Source organism: Haladaptatus halobius (assembly GCF_020618475.1).
Lineage (GTDB): Archaea > Halobacteriota > Halobacteria > Halobacteriales > Haladaptataceae > Haladaptatus > Haladaptatus halobius.
Genome location: NZ_CP085341.1, coordinates 217347 through 237352, shown reverse-complemented (window position 1 = coordinate 237352; position 20006 = coordinate 217347). Strand labels below are relative to the sequence as shown.

General features: G+C 56.5%; 19 protein-coding genes. 10 read left to right on the top strand and 9 right to left on the bottom strand.

Features of this window, described 5'->3' with window-relative positions; translation table 11 throughout:
- Positions 1–58: 58 nt before the first annotated feature.
- Positions 59–310, top strand: a complete 252-nt coding sequence (locus LIW51_RS37130; RefSeq protein WP_227380637.1) for an AbrB/MazE/SpoVT family DNA-binding domain-containing protein — start codon at positions 59–61, stop codon at positions 308–310.
- Positions 307–648, top strand: a complete 342-nt coding sequence (locus LIW51_RS37125; protein WP_227380636.1) for a type II toxin-antitoxin system PemK/MazF family toxin — start codon at positions 307–309, stop codon at positions 646–648. Before LIW51_RS37130 ends, LIW51_RS37125 begins: the two co-directional genes overlap by 4 nt.
- Before the next feature lie 170 nt (positions 649–818).
- Here the strand turns inward: LIW51_RS37125 and LIW51_RS37120 are convergent, their stop codons facing one another.
- Entirely contained in the window at positions 819–2003 is a 1185-nt protein-coding gene (locus tag LIW51_RS37120; RefSeq protein ID WP_227380635.1) for a hypothetical protein, read from the bottom strand.
- Positions 2004–2292: 289 nt separating this feature from the next.
- Here LIW51_RS37120 and LIW51_RS37115 point away from each other — a divergent pair, with 289 nt between their 5' ends.
- Complete coding sequence (locus LIW51_RS37115; RefSeq protein WP_227380634.1) at positions 2293–3198, top strand: DUF3267 domain-containing protein; 906 nt, start codon at positions 2293–2295, stop codon at positions 3196–3198.
- Positions 3199–3315: 117 nt separating this feature from the next.
- Here the strand turns inward: LIW51_RS37115 and LIW51_RS37110 are convergent, their stop codons facing one another.
- Genes LIW51_RS37110 through LIW51_RS37095 form a run of 4 tightly spaced genes read right to left on the bottom strand, consistent with a single transcriptional unit; the run spans position 3316 to position 11966 of the window.
- Positions 3316–6897, bottom strand: coding sequence for a type IV secretory system conjugative DNA transfer family protein (locus LIW51_RS37110; RefSeq protein WP_227380633.1), 3582 nt, complete (start codon positions 6895–6897; stop codon positions 3316–3318).
- Complete coding sequence (locus LIW51_RS37105) at positions 6897–10019, bottom strand: VirB4 family type IV secretion system protein (protein ID WP_227380632.1); 3123 nt, start codon at positions 10017–10019, stop codon at positions 6897–6899. Before LIW51_RS37105 ends, LIW51_RS37110 begins: the two co-directional genes overlap by 1 nt.
- An 8-nt stretch (positions 10020–10027) precedes the next feature.
- Entirely contained in the window at positions 10028–11533 is a 1506-nt protein-coding gene (locus LIW51_RS37100; RefSeq protein WP_227380631.1) for a TrbL/VirB6 family protein, read from the bottom strand.
- Positions 11534–11582: 49 nt separating this feature from the next.
- Positions 11583–11966: a hypothetical protein gene (locus tag LIW51_RS37095; protein ID WP_227380630.1), complete on the bottom strand. Its 384-nt coding sequence runs from the start codon at positions 11964–11966 to the stop codon at positions 11583–11585.
- 140 nt (positions 11967–12106) lie between these two features.
- On the opposite strand from LIW51_RS37095, the gene LIW51_RS37090 reads away from it, so the two are divergent.
- Entirely contained in the window at positions 12107–12325 is a 219-nt protein-coding gene (locus LIW51_RS37090; protein WP_227380629.1) for a hypothetical protein, read from the top strand.
- Between the two features lie 6 nt (positions 12326–12331).
- The gene (locus LIW51_RS37085; RefSeq protein WP_227380628.1) at positions 12332–12526 is read left to right on the top strand and encodes a hypothetical protein; all 195 of its coding nucleotides are present in this window, start codon (positions 12332–12334) and stop codon (positions 12524–12526) included.
- Here LIW51_RS37085 and LIW51_RS37080 read toward each other — a convergent pair.
- Positions 12511–12966, bottom strand: a complete 456-nt coding sequence (locus tag LIW51_RS37080; RefSeq protein ID WP_227380627.1) for a hypothetical protein — start codon at positions 12964–12966, stop codon at positions 12511–12513. The two genes, LIW51_RS37085 and LIW51_RS37080, sit on opposite strands and share 16 nt — an antisense overlap.
- Before the next feature lie 1584 nt (positions 12967–14550).
- Between LIW51_RS37080 and LIW51_RS37075 the strand changes: the two genes are divergently transcribed.
- Entirely contained in the window at positions 14551–15069 is a 519-nt protein-coding gene (locus LIW51_RS37075) for a hypothetical protein (protein ID WP_227380626.1), read from the top strand.
- Between the two features lie 152 nt (positions 15070–15221).
- Here the strand turns inward: LIW51_RS37075 and LIW51_RS37070 are convergent, their stop codons facing one another.
- From LIW51_RS37070 to LIW51_RS37060, 3 genes are read right to left on the bottom strand one after another with little or no spacing between them, the layout of a single operon-like run.
- Entirely contained in the window at positions 15222–15416 is a 195-nt protein-coding gene (locus LIW51_RS37070; RefSeq protein ID WP_227380625.1) for a hypothetical protein, read from the bottom strand.
- A complete protein-coding gene (locus tag LIW51_RS37065) occupies positions 15413–15985 on the bottom strand; it encodes a SprT family zinc-dependent metalloprotease (protein ID WP_227380624.1) in 573 nt (190 codons plus the stop codon). The genes LIW51_RS37070 and LIW51_RS37065 overlap by 4 nt, the downstream gene beginning before the upstream one ends.
- Before the next feature lie 22 nt (positions 15986–16007).
- Positions 16008–16409 carry an SWIM zinc finger family protein gene (locus tag LIW51_RS37060; RefSeq protein ID WP_227380623.1) on the bottom strand — a complete coding sequence of 134 codons (402 nt, stop codon included), beginning with the start codon at positions 16407–16409 and terminating at the stop codon, positions 16008–16010.
- A gap of 179 nt (positions 16410–16588) precedes the next feature.
- Here LIW51_RS37060 and LIW51_RS37055 point away from each other — a divergent pair, with 179 nt between their 5' ends.
- From LIW51_RS37055 to LIW51_RS37040, 4 genes are all read left to right on the top strand, one after another.
- Positions 16589–16855, top strand: a complete 267-nt coding sequence (locus LIW51_RS37055; protein WP_227380622.1) for a hypothetical protein — start codon at positions 16589–16591, stop codon at positions 16853–16855.
- Complete coding sequence (locus LIW51_RS37050; protein ID WP_227380621.1) at positions 16845–17159, top strand: PadR family transcriptional regulator; 315 nt, start codon at positions 16845–16847, stop codon at positions 17157–17159. Before LIW51_RS37055 ends, LIW51_RS37050 begins: the two co-directional genes overlap by 11 nt.
- A gap of 429 nt (positions 17160–17588) precedes the next feature.
- Positions 17589–18413, top strand: a complete 825-nt coding sequence (locus LIW51_RS37045) for an SDR family NAD(P)-dependent oxidoreductase (protein ID WP_227380620.1) — start codon at positions 17589–17591, stop codon at positions 18411–18413.
- A 393-nt stretch (positions 18414–18806) separates the two neighbouring features.
- A complete protein-coding gene (locus LIW51_RS37040) occupies positions 18807–19997 on the top strand; it encodes a hypothetical protein (protein WP_227380619.1) in 1191 nt (396 codons plus the stop codon).
- Positions 19998–20006 lie beyond the last annotated feature (9 nt).

Genomic DNA, 20006 nt, shown 5'->3' with positions numbered 1-20006 from the left:
TATAAGCGGCGGGAGCACCGACACGCTTATAGATATGAAAATAGTATGAATTAGTGTAATGGTTCAGAACAAACGGCGCGTCGGTGACCGCGGACAAGTCACAATCCCGAAATGGATTCGAGAACAGGAAAACATCCACGGCGGCGACGAGGTCGTCGTTGAACGCGATAACGGCCAAATCGTGATTCGGAAAGCAGACAGTGTGGACGACGACGACCTTGCCCAAGCGTACCGCGACCACGCCGAGGAGGCCCGTCGCATCAACGACGAATGGGAAGGCGTTTCGAGTGAGGCGAACGACTCTCTATGAGCGTTCGCCGTGGCGACATCGTGCTTGTTCAGCTTGACCCCACCAAGGGGTCCGAGATTCGGAAGACACGGCCTGCGGTCGTCGTGCAGAACGACACGGGCAACCAGTACTCGCCAACGACCATCATCGCTCCGATGACGACGACGATCTCGGAGTACCCGTTTGTGGTCGTGCTCCGTGCGAGCGACGAGGAGGTTGAGAAGGATTCTGCGGTGCAGCTCGACCAAATCAGGACTGTGGACGTTGAGAAGCGTATCGAGCGGACGCTTGGACAGGTAAGTGACGAGAAGATGGGCGAGATTGACACGGCGCTCAAAGTAAGCCTCGGATTAGCGTAGCTATTGTCGCATTTCCGAAGTATCGGAAGTGATGAGATTAGTATGCAGTACTAACCAGCGCAAGACACAATCGCTACTGAACGGCACAACTGGAAATGTGCTCACCACCTTAACCACCAATCGTGGGCTATGATCTCGATGTCGAACGGTGCCACTGCCGGTGGACCTCCTCACAATCTGAGTCGGTCGAGAAACCCACGAGTCTGCTTCTCACGCTTGGCACGTACTGCCATCTTCCACTCGGCGAAGTCCTCTTCCAGCACTGGGTTTACTTTTCCAGAGAGTAGCGCCACACCGCCGGCTCCCGGTCCCGTGGGCGTGCCGAACTGTGTGATCTCGAACGCGCCCTTGATGAAAACGTCTTCATCAACACCATGTGAGCCGCCTCGCGGGCGGAGCGGTATGCGGTCAATATTGATGACTCGCCGAATCACATCCCGCGGCACACCTGCATCGTCGAGACGGTCGAACTGCTCGCTGCGTGCCGTCTGTTCCGCTCGATAGTACGGATTCTCACACGTGATGTACTCGACCGTCTCGTCACGGCTGCGATACCCGATGAGTCGGTGATGTTTGACGTCCGTGAGTGGGCTCGGTCCGAGCGGCAGTTTCGCCTGTGCCGCTGCGGCGTCCTGCCGATCAACCGACGAGGGGCTGCTGAGAGCGGGATGGTCAAGCCGATCCTGGAGCCACATGGTTGTGAGCGTGCCATGCTGTTCGAGTGACGTCACCGACACCGACGTCCTTGAATAGTATTCCTCATCCGGTGCCTCAGTCATCCGCGTGTTGAATCGCAGCCAGAACCCCTCAACGGAGGTGAGACCGATGCACTGCACACTCATATACTCGTTTTCGTGAGGAAAGCCCGTTCGTTGGTACGTGCCAGTGGGGTCGAGCTGCGTTTCGAGGTCTGTGTAGATGGTACGGAAGTTAGCAATCGCGTCGAAGTAGTCGTCGAGACCGTTCCCACAAATCTGTGCTCGCTCGCCTGCAATCCCATAGTAGAATTTCTGGCCGGTATCGGCGTCGAACTGGTCGATGATCTCCCGGACGATCGTCTCGCTCTCGCCGAGGTCGTCCGCCTCTACGGCGTAATGCTGGTGGCGAATGTCGGCGATACCGTCCTTCAGTAGCGACTGTTGCATCGATTCCTCGTCTGGTGCGAGGAAAAACAGTGGATCGTCGTCCACGTACACGATGGGTGTATCCATTTCGTTTCGGAGCGCGATACGATCTGTCCGGTGTGTGAGTGGTGCGCGGTCGTCCGTTCGGGTTCTAAGCTTGTCTGCTCCCCAGAGACCGTCGCTCTGCTGGTGAGTTCCTGCCTGCTCGTCGCGATCGATTCGATGGTTCATGTCGATATGGGTGGATGGCTGGCTGGTTAATTGTCCCGAAACCAGAGTGAAAGTAGTTTGTCGATTACTGGCTGCCAACGAACAGCGACCCCGGCGGAGCCGTATGTAAAAGATCGTGGAGCTCGACGAAATGCGCGCACAGGGATACGGTGCGATTGGTTGGATGGTTGCGGCTGTCCTCACTGGCCAGTGTGTCTTTGTCGCCCGTGATCGATGGCGACTGATTCACACGTGATCATTTCTCTCAGCCCCTACTTCTTTATATTCGTTTCAGTAATAGTTGACTGTAATGTACTGGAAGAAAGCACCCAGAACCGTCTGGACTGGTCTCACACAGACGTGGAATCGCTACCACCGCCTTCGGGTGGGCGTTGTCCTCCTCGGACTGTGGTCTGCCGTGTTCATCATCGATAACCCCACCCCAGCTGCGATTACCAGCTTCGACCAATGGGCGGTCGGCATTGCGTTCTTCGTGTTCCTCACCATTGGCCTCACACTGATTCTCGATTCGCTCATCCGCGCGATCGCCAAATGGCGGACAACCCCCCTTACGAACCCAGAAACATGGGGCGAGTCTGCTGACACACCGGATCCTGCACCAACGCTCAGTGAGGACGGCTATGAGCCACATCAACCTGCCGAGGGCTCAGAATTCGAGTTTGCTGGGCGGGCATCCGTGAGCTGTTTTCCGTTAACCGCTCTCGGGTGGTTTAGTGTCTTTGCCATCGTTCTCCTCCGAGAATCATACCCTACTGTCCCCAACCTCTCGCTGCTGGCTAACTTCGCCCTCTCTGGCGGGATTCTTGTTGGGATGGTCGTCGTCCATGAAGGGCTGCATGGGCTTGTCGCTGCTGCATATGGGGCAGATGCCTCGTTCACATTCAATCTCACCGGGCCAGCAACCATCTATGAGAATACAGTTCTCTCTCGCCGCGCGCTGATTCTGCTCACGGCCACTCCATTTCTGGTCATCACTCCGATTGCAGTCGGACTCGCACTCTCGGGGACTTGGATGCTGATGGCTATCGGTGTCCTGGTGCTGCTGTTCCACACAGGAATGGCGGGCGGTGACCTCTTTCAGGTGCTGCAGTGGCTGTCGGAGCCACCGGGAACGAAGTTCTATCCGTCGTCAGAAGTGGGGATGATCAGCTATCGTCCAGTAGGGGCTGATTCGACCACTTCTGCACTGTCATGAGTGGATGCAGCACTTGCCCGTGTGACCACGCCACTGAAAGTCCCGTAATTAATCTCCAGTTTTCCGATTGACGCGATCATCTGGGCACGTGGCCACTCCGAAAAACCAGCTGGCAACTCAGATCGCGTCTAATCGCGCACCGAGCGACGGCACCTCTTTTTCCTCGCGACTCAATCCCGCCAGCCGCACATCTTCGCCATCACGACGGACGACGACGTCCTGCGGTGTCTCGGCGTCTTCGGGAATGATGAGGATCTCGTAGTCCTCACTCGACCACTCGCCGGGGATCACGGGCTTCGTGATACACCCGGTGCCATCGCCGTCCTGTCGCCGTTCGGGGTAGGCGTTTACGTCCGAAAAGATGGCATCACGCGAATCAAAGCGCGCATAGACACGGCCATCCTGGTCCTCGAGGACGTACTGGTCATCGCGTTCGCGCCAGACCGTCTCTTCCATCTCGTCCGGTCGGGGGAACGTGGTTCCGTTAATCCGGAGCGCCTGGCCTTTCTTGTTGTAGAACGACCCATCTTTCGCCGTGAATGGCGGGTCGGTCAGCGTCCCCTCGACGGTATCCGCTGTCTTCTCTCGACACAAGAAGACGCACTTCTGTCCGTTCGCGACGGCTTTCCCGAGGTTGATGACTGTCTGGCCCGGTTGCGTCTTCCCCGTGGATGACTCGGCCTCGAGGGCGACGTCGCCCCCGCTCGTGAGGTCGAACAGAATCGGATAGTCGCCGCGGATCTGTTCGCGCACTCGTTCGACGTTCCGGAGTGAGACCGTGGTTTCGAACGGCACCTTTGCGATGCCATCTGCTTCCTCCTCTCCGGTCTGGATGGGAAGCCTGACGTCCAATCCGGCGAGCGTCAGCGGGTCGTAGGCGTCTTTCAGGAGTTCACGATGCTTCCCCTTCCCCGAGGTCGAGGACACACCCGTCGCGAGGAAGAACGCCCGGCCTTCCGGTGTGCACTTGAGGTACATGTCTCCGTTGCGTTCGCTTCGGTCTAACCGTTTGTCGGGGATATAGTCGACCATTCCCCAGAACTGTTCCCCGCGGAGTGTCTCGAAGCCCATCCATTCTTTCGCCAGCTCCCAGATGCGCCGGTTCTCGACGAAACCATCGTCACACTCGTCATCTTTGAGTGCGAGGTCGTACGCGGCTTTCAGGATAAGTGCCTCACGTTCCTCGGTGAGTTCGTAGTCCTCGTCAGTCCCATCATAGTCGTAGAACTTGGAATCACGTTTCTGATCCTCGCTGGTCCGACGATCGCCACCGTATTGTTCCAACGAGCGTTCGATGAGTGCCTCTCTGTCTTCATCGGTCCGGGCGACGTCCTCGACCTCGTCGATCGGGGGAAACGTCCCGACCTTGTAGGTCTTCGTCGGCTCACCGTGCTCGTTGTCCGTCCGCATATAGAGCTGGTACTTCCCGAGGTTGGCCAAGTCCTGTTGGCCGATATCCTCGCTATGTCGCTTCGCCATGAGACGCGCCTCTCCCGGTCGCTGTGGGTTGAAATTGAGAATCGTTCCACACTGGCCAAGAATCGCGTTCTGGATCTGCTCTTTGCCGTCGAGCTGGTTCGAGAGGTCCTGGCACGCGCCGATAATCGAGAGGTTCTTCGACCGGGCCAACGACAGAATGCGAGCGATGTTCGAGTTGGCCGAGATGATCTTGTCGAACTCGTCGAGGATGCTGTAGAACATTGGCGGCTTCTCACCCATCCGTGACTGTTCTCGGACAGCCACCCAGATTCGGCGGATCAACGCGGTCGCGACCATCGTCCCCACCGTCTCGGAGGTCGTGTTATCCTCGACGATGATGATTTTCCCCTCTCGGATGGCGTCCTCAACGGAGAACGTGGATTTCGGATACGACACGAGTTCGCGGGTGATCGGGTTCTCGATCCACTGTTGCAGCCGTCCAACCAGGGGTTCGAGGTCCGAATCCTCCATGTCCGCCAGTTGCTCACGGGCGTACTCGACAATCCAGTCGATCCGTTCGTCCTCGAGCATCTGTGCGTACTGCTCGCGGCGCTCCTGACTCACGAGGGCGAAGTACATATCCAGCAACGTACAGTCGTAGCCCGCTTTCGCCATGCCCCGAACCATGTTCCGAACAACTCGTTTCATCCGTGGTCCCCAGTAGTCCTCTTCGCCGCCAGCGAGAGAGATGAGCGCCTCCAGATCGTCGGCAAGGGCTTCGACCGCCTCTTTGTACGCGGGCGTGTCTGGCGGTTCACTCGACGGCACTTCGAGGAAGTTGAAGCCGACCTGTTTGTCCCGGTTCCCGCCGAGTTCGATGTAGATTACGTCGTCCTCGCGTCCCTCAGGAACGAGTGACACGACGTCTTCGGCATCGTCACCCTTCGGGTCGTAGAACATCCCACCGACACCGCGGTCCATCATCTGCCGGAAGAGATTCTTCAACAGCGTCGTCTTCCCGTATCCTGTTGAACCGGGAACGAACACGTGGCGTTTAAACACATCCTCGTGAATCCCCGCTTCCGTCCCTTTCCGTGCACCGGTGCCGATCCAGTACGGCTCCCCTCGCGCGCTCGCGTTGAACATCGCGACCTGCTTTTCCAGCGGCGTTGCCGTCTCATCCAACCCCGCACGGGTAAAGTCAAAACGCGGCGTGCCGATCGGGACGGGAATCCCGGCGCGTGATTCCGAGTAATCGATGTGTGGGTTGTTCACGTCGCCGGAGAGATGGACGACACCCGCCAGTTCCGATGCTGTGCATTTCATATCGGTATAGCCTTCGAACGACCGACTCGCCGTTGCCGACAGGAACGAATGCATATCGCTCCGTGCCGACCGGAGGGTGGTATTCCCGACGGGCGTCCCGTAGAACCCCTGTCGGTTGTGACTCTCATAGAACTCGTCAAGGGCATGCACGACCGAGTGAACCCGGCCTTCAGCTGCCTCTTTCGTGCTCGAGGCCGCGACAACACGGATTTCGATCTCATACATCGACTCATTTTGTTGATTCTCAATGATATCTGCGGCCTGTTTCTCGACGTCCGTCGCGGGGTAATCGGTCAGGAAGCGCGTGTTCGGCGCTCGCATTCGGTCAGCGACCTTCGCCATCTTCCCGCGGTACCGGAACCCCTGTTGTGAAGGTCGAAAGACGACCTGCAACATGACGTCGGTACTCCCGCCGGTGACCTTCGTCAGAATGTTCTTGAACGGATCACGCGCCTGTGAACGACTGCCGTTCTCATCACCAAAGCCGTCGATATCGATGTGTCGAATCGGGTACTCGGTAGATTTGAAGAAATGCATCCGCGCCCCAGCGACGTACTCATCCTCGTCCCACGCCGGGAACGCCTCGGGGAGTTGCTCGACGGTCGAGTCAGGGTAGTCTTCGAACAGTTGGTCACGGAGGTTCTTCCCAATAATCCCCGAACCGGGCACAAACCGGAAGTCGAGGATCTCTTCGTCATAGACGATTTCAAAGGCGTGTGTCTCGGGACTCCCGGCTGTTTCGTGCATCCCGTTCAACAGGGTGATCGCCTCGCGAACCCCACCCTCACCGCGATACGGACGGACCTTGTACACTGGTTTGTCGAGGTGCTCGCACTTGCGTTCGATGATGTCGCGTTCTTTCGTATCGAGTTCGAACCCCTCGATGTCGCTGATCTTCTTTCGCTTGCGGTTCTGCCGGAGTCGTTCGGTGAGTTCGCCTATTTCGGTTGTCATTAGTCGGCCTCCATCGGTTTCGGTGCAAATGACTGTGGTTCGCTGCTGCTCTCTTCCTCGGCAGTCTCGTCGGTGCGCTCGGTGTCTTCCGTCTCACTGTCCTTCTGGTCGTCACTGGCATCGTCGGCCAACTCACGGGCAAGGTAGGCGTCAAAGTCGCCGTTGTCGGACTCACGGTAATCGAGGACGGCCTTCGCGTAGTCACTCACGCGTTTCCGGACGCGGTAGACATCGCCGTCAACGTCGACGAGACACTCGGAGTAGGACGTCTCATCCTTGTCTCCCGCGGCTAATCCCCCGGCAAGTTGACTCGCCTGCATGTCCGTCAGTCCGAATGGTTCGGGATCGGACAGTCCCATCTTCCCCATGTCCTGCCACCCCGAGATGGCACACTGCTTCGCGATGCGCTTTGCCGCGTCTTCGTTGAAGTCGTCGTCGGCCTGTGAGATGAAGTCGAACATCAACCCGGCGTTCCGACCCGCTCGCACCATCGACTCTAACCGGCCTGCGTGTGCCGCCTCAGCAAACAAGTCGTGTGCTTCGTCAACGACCACGTCCACGTAGTTGTTCGTCTGTTTCGCGACCTCGGGGGCGATCGAGAGGATGTAGGCCATCGCCATGCCCTTCTCGACCGCGGGTTTCCCCTCGAATTTCTGCATATCGAAGTACAGCACACGACTGGAGAGGTCGACCTCCGATTCACCACTCATCCACTCAAACGCGCCATCGGGTTCATCGTCGGGCGTGGGTTTGAATGGTTTGAGGGCGGTGAGAAGTATCCCCGCGTGTTCGACCATGTTCTCGGTCTCGAAATCCGTGCCTTCGGCGGTGTACTCCTCGGGGTTCGTCGCGGCATCGGCTAACACAGAGAAGAAATCTACCATCGTCGGGGATTTCTTCTTTGAATGCGTCTCGGGGTCGTCGGTGATGCCCGCGTTGGAGTACGTCTTCCGAATGAGTTCGACGAGCGTGGCGCGCAGCTCCTCGGGGTCGGTGGCGTTCTTCTGGAGGTACAAATAGAACATATCGGCGATGAGGTTAATCTTCGAGGAGAGGTCAGCCGTGAAACCCTCGCCGTGTTCGCCGGGTGCACGGACTTCGAACGGGTTAATCTTCGTCTCTCCAACTTTGACCTTCCCACCATCGAACGTCTCAACCACGCCATCGAACCCGCGGGCGATATCGACGATAATCGTTCGGAGGTTCGGCGTCCGGAGCATATCAGCGATGAGCAAATCCTTGATGTTGAACGACTTGCCCGAACCAGAGCGGCCAACCCAGAACCGGTGGGGGACGGCGAGCGTCCGGCGGTCAACCTGTAGCAACCCGAGCGGTGCACCTGACCGGGCGAGTGCCATCCCGTAGATGGTCCCGGACTCGTGCGTCTGATAGCCGCCCGCCATCGGGAACATTGCCCCCAGCGTGTCCGATGGCATCTCAAAGCGTGTGTCGTTCTGTGAGGCGTCGTTGAAGGCGTCACCGGGGGTTGGACTCGTGGTTTTCATCGCGGCGAGCTGGCGGTCGTCCGCTTCCGTCGCGACGATATCGTTCGGTCCCAGAAATTCCGTCTTCACGTGCTTGCGGACCTTGAGTGCTTTCTCCCGCGTGTCAGCCCGCACCGTGACGATCATCGATATCTCGGAGCACTCAACGCCGTTATCGCGCATGTGATCGCGAAGAATGATCTTCTGCGTGGCGGCAACGTCCGCGTCGTCGGCTTTGGCCTGCTTACCTTCTTTCTCGATTCCCATCGCACTCAACCACTCCTGATCGGTCGCGAGTTCGTCCATCTTGTCCCGGTACTCGGTCGCGTGGACGTACAGCGAGGCATCCAGGCGGACACCGGGGACGGTGAGGGCATCGGTCAGGAAGCCGGGCGAAGGCGACGACGGCCACCCGACGACCCACAGGCTGCTCGTGTAAAAGTCGTCGTTGACACCCACACTATTGACCGTCTCATCGACGTTGGCCGGACCATAGATCGCCCGTTCGCGTGCATTCGAGGATGTCTGTTGCGTGATCCAGTCGCGTACTGGTTGGAGTGTCTCTTGCCACCCCGCCTGGTCGTTGTCAGCGTCCGCCTCGTCGTCTTCATCGCGGTCGTCACTGACGTATGCCGTCTCGGGTATTGGCGCGTCAGATGTGACCTCGGAGTAGCTGAAGGGCGTCTGTTCGTCCAGCCAGAACTCGCGGAGGTAGGCCACGCTTTCATCAGCCGACAGGCGTGTTCCTTTCGACACGCTTGCGATGGCTTTCTTCACCGTCTCAACCCGGCGGTCGAGGGCGACGGCTTGGTTGTCTTTCGTCGCGTCACCCGCCGAGAAGAGACCGGTGCCCAAGAGGTCGGCGAGTTGTGCGATATAGCCTGCATCGGCGCTCGGTGTGTCGACCTCGTGCGGGGCAATCCAGACGACGATGGTACACGTCTGTTCCATCATCCCCGACGTCGCCAACCACTCGACGTAGTGTTCCGCTTGCGCACGCGCATAGTCACGGGCCACTTGGGGGAGAGTCTTGTCAAACGCTGCCTCATCGAGGGCATCCGTCTGTGAGATGTCGCGTGGGGGCGTCTGTGGCAGGTGAATCTTCACGTCGAAGCCATCCGATTCGGCCTGTGCGATATGTTTGTTGAACCCGTTTGCGAGACCTGCCGCGTCGAGAATCCCCTCTGTCCGGTCGTGTTCCGAGACGTTCTGCAGATCCACGGTGATGTGCGTAAAGAGCGTCCCATCGTCCGTTTCCAACGCATCATACTCGGAGTGAATGTCTGCCACACCAGGGACGTCCGCCGCGTCCGGGCCGACCAGCGGCATCCGGAATCGCGACCGGAGGTAATCGAATTTCTTCGAGATGGTTTCGAGCGGCGTTGCATACCATGGCGTTTGCTTCACCGCGAAGTACAACCCGCCCGCCAGGCAACCCACAGACACGAAAAACCACATCACCGGCACCGAGATGTAGGTCAGTTCGATGTACGCCAGCAGGGCCGTCGGGAGGACGACCAGAGCTAGCTCTCCGATGGAGAGCCCGAGTACCGTCGCGAAGACGTTCCCCGTTGTCTCCTGTGGAATGATTGTTTCGAGGCCGATATGCCCGCCGTGTGAATTACTGTCGTCACTCATAAGTTCGGTCAGTCCTGTAATCTGTTGCGAATGTCGTTGAGTCGATCCTGCCGCAGCTGTTCTAATTCATCGTTCTTGGGGAAATGACGCTCAAGTCCATGCTGGATTTCGCCACCCGTCTCCGGGTCGATACTATCCCCGCCACGGATGTTCTGAATTCGTTGGTTGATCGTCTGGGTGTACGTCTGGAACGTCTGTCGTCCGGCCTGTCCGGTCGCGTAGCCCCGCCCACCGTCGCCGACAGGGTCCGCACCACGGAGCCCTCGATGGGTGTCACGCACTTCGGTGACCGTCTGTTTCGTCGACTCTTTGAGGTCGTACGCACGCTGGCGCTGATCCTGATAGGACTCCCGCATTCCTTCGGCGGTGGGTGCCGATCCGACGACACCGACAGACGCCAACGCTTGCCCGCCTTTCTGGTACATCACGTACGGCATCACGAGACAGGCCACGGCCGTCCCGAGCTGCATCGCGACGAGTTGGAGGCCACCAATGCCGTAGGTCTTGAAGATATCCGTGGTCATCGGGGAGAAGCCCACAGACAAGGCAATTGAGACCGGGAGCGTCACCAACGAGAGCATGAACCACAACTTCGTGAGGCCGTCGCCGATCATTCCCAACCCACGAATGGGCATCGCCTTCAACGCGAAAAAGAACGGTATCCACGGTGTCAACGCTGTCAGACCGATGAATCGAAGGCTCACCAACGAGATGATGACAAGGAATACCCAGATGTTCCAAATCCCGACAAAGAACATTCCGATCAGGAGCACGCCTTTGAGACTATTCGACGCAATTGACGTCTGGGTGAGATCGGCAGTAATCCCGTGCCCGAGCGCGTTCGAGATATTCAGCCAGAAGCCGGCGAGTTGCCAGCCCCAGAAGGCCATGACCCACGCGAGGATGAGATGTTTCGATCCTTGTCGTTCATACCGGGCGGGAAGGATGCCGAAGCCACGCTGTCCGAACGCGAGGTAAATCCCCGTTGCCATGATGCAGATGAAGAACGTCCACGGCTGGGCGTTGCTCTTCCAGTCGTGGTACTTCTCGGGCCAGATCGTATTACCGGGGTTCTGATACCAGCCACTGCCCCAATGCGGGGCGGGCGTGAACGTTATCATCTTCACGGCAATGCCCAGGGAGGCGTCAATCAGCCAAAATAGCCCGTTCACGAAGTAACCGAGGATGGCGAGAAAGCCGTCGAGGATGGAATTGTAGAACATCCCACCCCCACCGACTTGCATCCCGCTGGAATTGTTGTAGACGCCAAGTGTCGAGTTGTTGGAGTTGAATTTGCCTGTCTTGTTCAGGTAGTCCTGTCCGTAGGGGTTGACGTTCGGCCGTGGCGATACCGTCTGGTTCGTCGCATTCGTGTTTCCAGTGCTCGCATTTGTCGAGTTGTTCGTCGGCGTCGGGGCGGTCGTGGTCGTCGATTGGGCAACGGAACACCCGACGGCAAGCACACTCACGAGGAGGATACACACGAGCACTCGGGGAACAGTGTGATGGGTCATAGCGTGGTGGTGGGAGGAGGAAGATGATCAGTAGACCGTTCGTCAGAGGTTAGAACATGCAGCCGAGGCCGACATCCGAGAGCGAACTCCCGAACATCCCGAGCACCCACCCGGCGAGTTGCGGGAGTGCCGCGCCAGCGAACAACAGGCCGATGGCGACCCCAAGCGTCTTTCGCGACCCGGCCTTGCCGTGACTCCCACCACTTCGTGAGGAGATCATCGACTTGCCGCCGACGAAAATCCCGGCGAGGACGAGGATGCTTCGGAGCAGTTGCCCACCTTGGTTGATACCGTTCGACGCGTTCGGGACGTCACAGGCCCCCGCCGCCGCTACGGGGTCAACGGCGATGAGTGCGAGACCGGTGGCGATCGCGAGTATCTGTGGGCGACTGAGTCGGGTTGCATGATGACGTAAGGTTTGATATCCTTTCATTAGTACTACCTCATATCTAATAACGTAGTTATGGTACTAGTAACTAACGCCTCATACCCTATTAGAATTTTATGTCTTATAGGGTATTGTATGGTAACCTTCAGTAATATAATAGCAGTAACACAAACCATGAGGTACTTATGGATGCCCTCAAATCACAAGACGATATCCGAATGATAACGTATCCGCTTAAAATCGAAGACGAAGACACCTGGAATGAATGGAAAAAAGGCGTGCCGCGGACCTACCCCAGTGTTGGCGACAGACTCATTGAGTTTATTGAACGAGATTTGCAGTCACGAGAAGAAACCGGCAAAGGACTTTTAGAGCGGTTCGACGAATATGAATCTAACAGGTAAGATTAGATGGGTACACAGACATCGTCCTCGAACACAGGACTCGGGAAGAAAGCGGTCTATTGGCTGAAAGTCATCCCGATAGCGCTCCTTCTCTCGATGGGTATCTTCGCTGCACTGCAGCCGATAATTGGTGACGCCGGTGCGATCGTCGGGTTCCTCCTCGGCTGTTATCTCACGCGCTTTTACTACCCAGTACCTTGAGAATCAGCCACGTTGGCTTTAATCCACTCTTTGAGTCGCTCGACTCGCTCCTGTGCCGCCTGCGCTTCTGACTGAGCTGCTTCTGCCTCATCTTGTGCCACCTGAACTTCTCGCCGAAGACTCTCGATATGCTGCTCAACTGCGGTGGGTATTGGCCGTGCATCTGTCTGCTCAAACAACTCCTCGACTGCCTCACGACCGCGATCAGTGAGCGAGAACACACGCGCGGGGATTCGATCGCCTTGCTGCTCGCGAGCGACGACCTCAATCAGGCCCCATTCGGTGAGAATATCGAGATGATAGTTCACGGAGTTGACTGTGTCAGTTAGCTCTCGCTTTGGTGTCTCGGCCGGGTAATTATCGTTCATTGCTAACAGAAGTTCGGCGCGATTACCACGGAGTTCGTCGATCAAAACATCCCATGATTCGGGTTCGTCCATACTCTCACTACCATGACGACCGTCAAAATATTACCGGCAATTGCACATCAAATTCTCTCCTCCGACCATTATAGAGCGGAAACCACCCGTGGGTCGAAGAGTACTTACTCAGGTTTTATTCTACGAAAGTAGTTTGAGATTCTCGAAGTCCGAGTATAGGAAATCAACATCGGACAACAATGGTCGCAACTACTGGGAAGATAGTATTGAGAATGAATTATCAGAATACTATATAGTGTCGATGGTGGAGATCTGACTGGTGCCGACAAAGACGGTATCCCATGCCAAGTGCCATGGAGAGCACCCCTAACAGATCGACATGCAGGTGATGGCGAGCGTGACGTGAACAGGGGCACCCCAACAAGCACAGAGCAGGCGCGACCCCGACGAGTGCAGAGACCGTCAGCATGGTGGCTCCGTAGGAGTGGGACAGCCCACCCGAGGTCACGCGAGGAGGAAACACGATGGTGAGACTGTGAGACAGTCAGGCCGTGCCGAACTCAGAGCGGAAAGACGCAGAGACGAGAGAGGGATAGTCCAGCAGTGCGAGCAGCGGCCCGCAGAGGAGAGTAGACCGCCAGCAGGACAGTCAGCACCGGGAGGGCGGCAAGCCCCCCTGAGCAGAACCGGGCAGTGTGCCGCACAGCGGGAGGCCGCAACAGCAACAGCAGCAGCAAGACGCGACGGCTATAGCGACAGCGAGGAGGGCACCCCAGAGACCGAGTGACGGCCAACACAGACGAGACTGGCCGGAGTACCCTTGAAAGAACGACCGACGAGAGAGATGGACAGTCTGCCACGAGAGTACTGGACAGTCTGCCCTGCCGGGACACAGCGAGGAAACCGTTGTCTACTCCGTGTGGAAGTGCCAGCCAGTGCTACCGGCATCTGGGGTGCCGACTTGAGCGACACAGTCAACGCATCTTGCTGCACTACTGGGTGCCAGCAGCACCACGCATTACTGGGGTGCCGGTGTGACGACATGATCAGGGTGCCAACGTGAGCGCACCAGGAGAGATACCAAAATGGACGCGCCATCTGGATGCCACCGTTAACGCACCAGTGGGGTGCCGTCTTCTGCGAGACACCGCAATTTCAATGAGAGAGACCTCAACAGTAGAGGGTGCAACGCATGGGACTGTCCACGAGCAACAGAATGCCGTGTGCGCCGGCACAACCGCGACAGAGGACTGTCAGATCTGCCGACCAGCCCGGCCTGGGTTCCGGCAGGATCCAACCGGTGGGACTGTCCACCCTGCCGGAATAGATGGCCGTCTAGCAGCGACAACAGGGACTGTCCGGCTGTCACGACACTCCACGACTGCCAGTATCAGCAGGGAGTAACTGTCATCCCGGAAGTCCTCCGGCGGGACTGTCAGTAGTGTAGACTCCGACGTATAGTAGAGATGCGAGCAGTGCTGAAAACAGCCAGATTACTCCGGAAATCTGGTGTCCGTACCACGCGAAACAGGAGACTGTCAGCCTGACCGATGCAGGCTGACTGTCCGCTATTCGGCAGGGCGGCATTCGGCGATCTACTCTCAGAGGAAACGTTTTAGCCACCGTCTCTCATCACAATTATCCATGTCGAAAATAAACTTCAGAGAGACCGCCCGGCTGAAAGTCAGCCGATTGGGGGCGCATACGATCAAGGTTCTTCTGATGGGAATCTTCTTCGGTGGGATAGCAGCTACCCCCGCCCCAACTGTCGTTGGAATGCTGGAGAGACAGGGCTATTCGACGCCAGTGGCGTGGGACATGGCGATCGTGTTCTACCTCTCGTTGATACTCATCTTCGCGGTGGGGATCGCAATGATGTTCAGTGGTCGGAAGGGTGGACAGTCGCTATGGAGAGCATTCCGAGCCCGCCCCATTCGGTCGCTGCTCGGCATTCCAATGACCTTTGGCCTGCTCTTTTCCTGTGCAACATTTGGAATCGGATTCGGAGGGGCCGCATTCCAAGCCGATATTCTCGTCCCCAAGTGGTGGTACGGAATGGCGGCACTGGCTGGCGTCACGCTCTTCGCCATCTGGATGACCGACGTCTCCTATCAGATTGTCTACGGCGAACAATCCGAACAAGAACTTGCTGACGCCATCTGAGTACTGCTCTATCAAGCTCGCTTTTCACTACGTCACCGATACTCAGAGAGATGTGGGCTTGCGAAGGTTAGTATAATATACTACCCATATTAGCGCCTGTACCGATCAAAAACGAACGATGAAATGAGGGAGAGCCGAAGCGTCAGGGGGTGTCAGTCGTCCTCTGATTCAGCGAGGAACTGCGTGAGCCACTCGCCGGGCGCCAAGGGGTCGAGGTCACTCACGTCGTTCAACGCTGCCAGATCGGCGATTTCATGGTCACAGGGCTGGATCGTGATTGCCGAGAGTCCCCGGATTGTCGTCGCTAGGACTAGCTGATCGCACTTCGGGCAGCACTTGGGACTCATTCGCTGGCAGCCTCCTCGATGCGCAGCGACCCACCGCAGTTGCCACAGCTGTAGTTCTCGGGTTGTTTCACGACCTTTGAACGCCGATAGCGTGGGAGTTGCCCATCACAGTCCTCGCAGACGATCCACCACGTCGGCGTTTTGAAGCGTTTGCAGTACTGGGTTGTGTCGAGGGCGTCGGTCCAACGGTCGAACGTTCTCCCGTGGTCTGCCTCGCCGAACTCATGGAACTGCCATGCGTGGATGAGTTCGTGGCGCACCGTCGAACTGAATTGCTCCCAGCCCTGCGAATCGTAGGCGTCCCACGCGAGCGAGATCGTTATCTCACCGTTCGAAGGGTCGTATTTCGTCGCCCCTGCCGACCGCTGTCGTCGGTGGGACACCTCCCACGCAATCGCCTCTATCGGCAAATCGGGGAAATGCTCAGCCGCGACGTCCGCCGCGTGGGCTTTCGTTCGGTCGAGCAAGGCGCGCTCAGTCGTCGGTGTGTTGTCGCGTTTGGTCGTATCCGCGCACTCGGTCAGCGTTCGCTGGGCGGCCACATCGGACAGCGTTGTTTGGCGTGACATAAATGGAAAGAAAGAGCCGCGATTAGGCTGGCAGTTCCTTCCGACCCGCGCGGACGCACGGCCAGCATGGGAAGCCATTCAGGCCGTCACACTCGCACTCGACCGATTCAGTGTCGTCTTCGTCCGTCTCGTTGTCTTCCGACGGGAACGCCGTGAGCGTCCCGTCGTCCGTCGCGGTTTCGACAGCAGCCATGTGCTTGCAGAACGCGCTCTGGTGAACGTGGTGCGGGCAGGTGCAAGCCATCACGTCTTCGGTCACGTCGTCCATCGTGACGACGTAGTGGTGCTCAGCGGGGTTGTCGTGGCTCTCGTTAGTCACTTCGACCATTCCAGTGGCTTCGACGTGGAAGCCGAACTGTTCGGACTGCGCGCGTTTCTGTGCCGTCTCGTCAGCTTCAAGTTCGCTAGGTGATTTCGTACTCATGGTCTTTCCGAGGGTCGGTTTTCGAAAGACCGGTGCCGGGTGTTAGTGCACCCGGCGCGTTTCCACACGCCCGAGGGCACCGGTCTTCCTTACCACATCCTATATGTGCTATGGTAATAAAGGTTACGACATCCTTTGTATGATGTGGATTTAAGTAAACGGGGGTCATGATATCATCTATGACGGACGATGAAAAAGCGAGGCAGCGTGACGATCAAGGACAATTCGCGGAAGATGCAAGTGACGACGAAATACTCCAGGCAATACGCGACGCAGAATTCCCCGCGGTGACCGCTCGCTGGGTTGCAGACACATTTGATATCTCTCGCTCTCCAACCCACCAACGCCTTACACAACTCCACGAACAGGGTGATCTCGAACGTGGGAAGCTCAGTCCTCGTGTCGTGATCTGGTGGCTTCCAGAGGAGGATCGCGATGAGCGCTGAAGCAGTTCCGCCGATCACTACTCTCTCGGGCTTTCAGCGGGATGCACTCGCTGTGCTCGCCCGAGATGGGCCACTGTACGGGCTTGCGATCAAACGAGAGCTAGAAGACTTGTATGATGACGATATCAATCACGGCCAACTGTATCCGAATCTCGATACGCTCGTTGAAAGTGGCTTTCTCAAAAAGAGTCAGCGAGATCGACGGACGAACGAGTACGAAGTCACCGAGACGGCCCACGATGTACTTGCAACACATATCACGTGGCTTGGGGTGTGTCTGGGTGATGGCGAGAATGTGGACTGAGTAGGCTGGCTTTTCTACCCCTAAGTGCGCCTGGGGGATGGTTGTCCCGGGGGCACCTACGCCCGTACACGGAGTTCACACCGTCGAGAGGGTGTCATGCGCTCGGCCAGGGTTTCTTTGGCGGTGGCGGTAAGGCCGGGGAGTTCTGGCCCGGCCGCATTCGTTCTCTCCCGCCTACGGGCTACTACCGTAGGGACCCCTTGGGATCCACTCCCGGTCGGAACGCTGCAAAGTATCATGAACAAGCGGGAGGAGAGGATTTTGACACATTATGCCGCTGGAACGATGGCAACTATTAATTTTACTGCATCAGCAACAAGAGCGATCAGGGAGCGATAAAGGCTTAGAACTTTCTCCATTCATCTGGTGATGCTTTGTTGATGTGCTCGTACCGTTCCTTTTTAGTAATGGAGGATTTGGGAGAAAACGATGGAGCTTGAACTCACAGGAACGACGGCACTTGTCACCGGCGCGAGTAAAGGAATCGGATACGCGACTGCTAATCAACTGGCGGCTGAGGGTGCGAATATAGCCATCTGCGCCCGGACAGAAGGTCCCCTTGAGGATGCAGCAACTGAAATTGAATCCAAACACGGCGTTGAGTGTGCAGCAATTCCAGCAGATCTGACGGATCGGGCACAAACCCAAGCCTTTGTTGAGACAGCCGCTGACCGCCTTGGTGGAATCGATGTGCTCGTAAACAACGCTGGAAGTGCCCCAGGTGGAGGTCTCGAATCTCTTGATGAAAACGACTGGTATAAGAGTCTGGATCTAAAGCTGATGGGCCAAATACGATGCACGACAGAAGCAATGCCCTACCTTGTCGACGAAGGCGGTGTCGTTGTTAATATCGTCGGGACTGCAGGCATTCACCCCCAACCGAATATGCTCACGTCGGCAGCGACGAACGCCGCAGACATTAACGTTACCAAGGCGCTCGCAAAATCCTACGGGTACCGAGGCGTTCGAGTGAATGCAGTCAATCCAGGCCCGGTTAAAACGGACCGCTGGGACAGTATCATCAACAATATCGCCAGCACTTACGATGTAACGCCGGAACAGGTGACAGAACAGATACTCCATAGCTTTCCCCTTGGACGTGTCTGCCAACCAGAAGAAGTTGCGAACGTCGTTGCCTTTCTCGCTTCACCTAAAGCAAGCTATATTAATGGTGCATCGATCACGATCGATGGAGGACAGATATCAGATTTAATGAATTTCGATGTCATAAGTAGAATAGATGAAACATTTTGAACTTAGTAACTCGCATTATTAGATAGCAGGGCTCCAGACAGGAATACCATAGAACTATACAATTGGAGCATATATCCCCAAAGAATGGGTGGTGGAAGAGTAAATGATAAAAAGAAGAGCCCTGATTCTTCTCGTCGCCATATTTTAGCATCAATAGCAGGACTAATAACTCACGGCCTGAGTGGACTGTCCTCGAATGAGCAAAGTAAAAATATGTCCACTCAGTACGATACAAACACACAAAATATGACCAACCGGTCACCGTCTAATACCTCCACCTCCTCAAAGCAACGACCTGCCTTCGTGGCGCTTCCTGGGATAGCTTCTGGGCCATTCCTTGCTAATCTACCATATATTGTGAACTACGTTACCGGACCACCACCCGTCATCCTCATGGACAGACACGATTACAACCGCATTTGGGGGTGGGCATTAAAGGAAAACAGTAGCCAATGGATTCGGAACCTTGCCCTGAGCTACACTCTCCTCACTCAACGAGGGGTGATTCGACCCATCAACTACGCTCAATTTTATCAAAAATCAACACAACAGAGAAACCTTCGTCAAGCCCAGACAATCCTCAAGAGAGCTTCCGATAACGCCCATACTCGTGCTGCTAAGCAAGGAGCGAAGGGCTGGCTCGATTTCTCTCGGGGGGACTACCAGGCGTCGTTTCGTGCCCAGCTCGGCGAGGACCCTGGGTCGTTCGGTAACGCTCGACAGCTCGACAAAGCACGATGGCACAAGTTAAAGCGAGGGGGCGGGGAACCCAGTGAATGGAATAAACGAGTATTCGCCCAGTACCTCGCTGCACTCCACGTCCGTCAGTACGCCGATAAGGCACTGAATCTCGATGTTAAGCGAATCATCGGACAAGGCGAGTCCGCGATCATTAGGGAGATTCTGAACGCGAAAAAAGGCCAGTATGATGGTGCGTTGTCTAACCACCTCCTAGAGCTCGAGCCCGATAAACTTGGACACACCCGCGAAGCTCTCGACATTATCGGGGAGATCGCAGCAGAAATCACAGGAACAGAACATAACGAATGGGCCTATCTTGCCCCTACACTCGCTATCCCCCAATCTCACGAATTATTTAAATTAAGGACGATCAAATCCCAGTTACATCATGGGCTAAACATGGATACTCTTGTTGACGAAGGGTCCTACGTAGTTGATGCACTCAAACAACGGACAGAACATAACCCATCCATGAATGTTGAACATGCGGCCGAATGGCTCGCGGAAAGTGAGCACATACCAGGATCACCCAGTAAATCACAACAAAAGAATCTTGTGAATCTCACAACTCACGCAGTGAATCTCTCAGAATATTCTCCAGAGCTTGAAAGACTAGTGAAACGAGACGGGATCTCAAGAGCGGGCGCATTGATTGGCTATAGTGTCATGGCTGACCCATCTATTCGTGGGGGCGACGAATATATGTACCAACAATGTGAAAATTTGATCAACAGATTCAGAACTCCAGAATTAGACGAAGAAGAGCTTATGGCCTTTCGGCGACGGAAAGAAGGATGGGATGACAACCCCGACTGGTACCTCGATCCCGATAGACAACGGTAACATCCACTA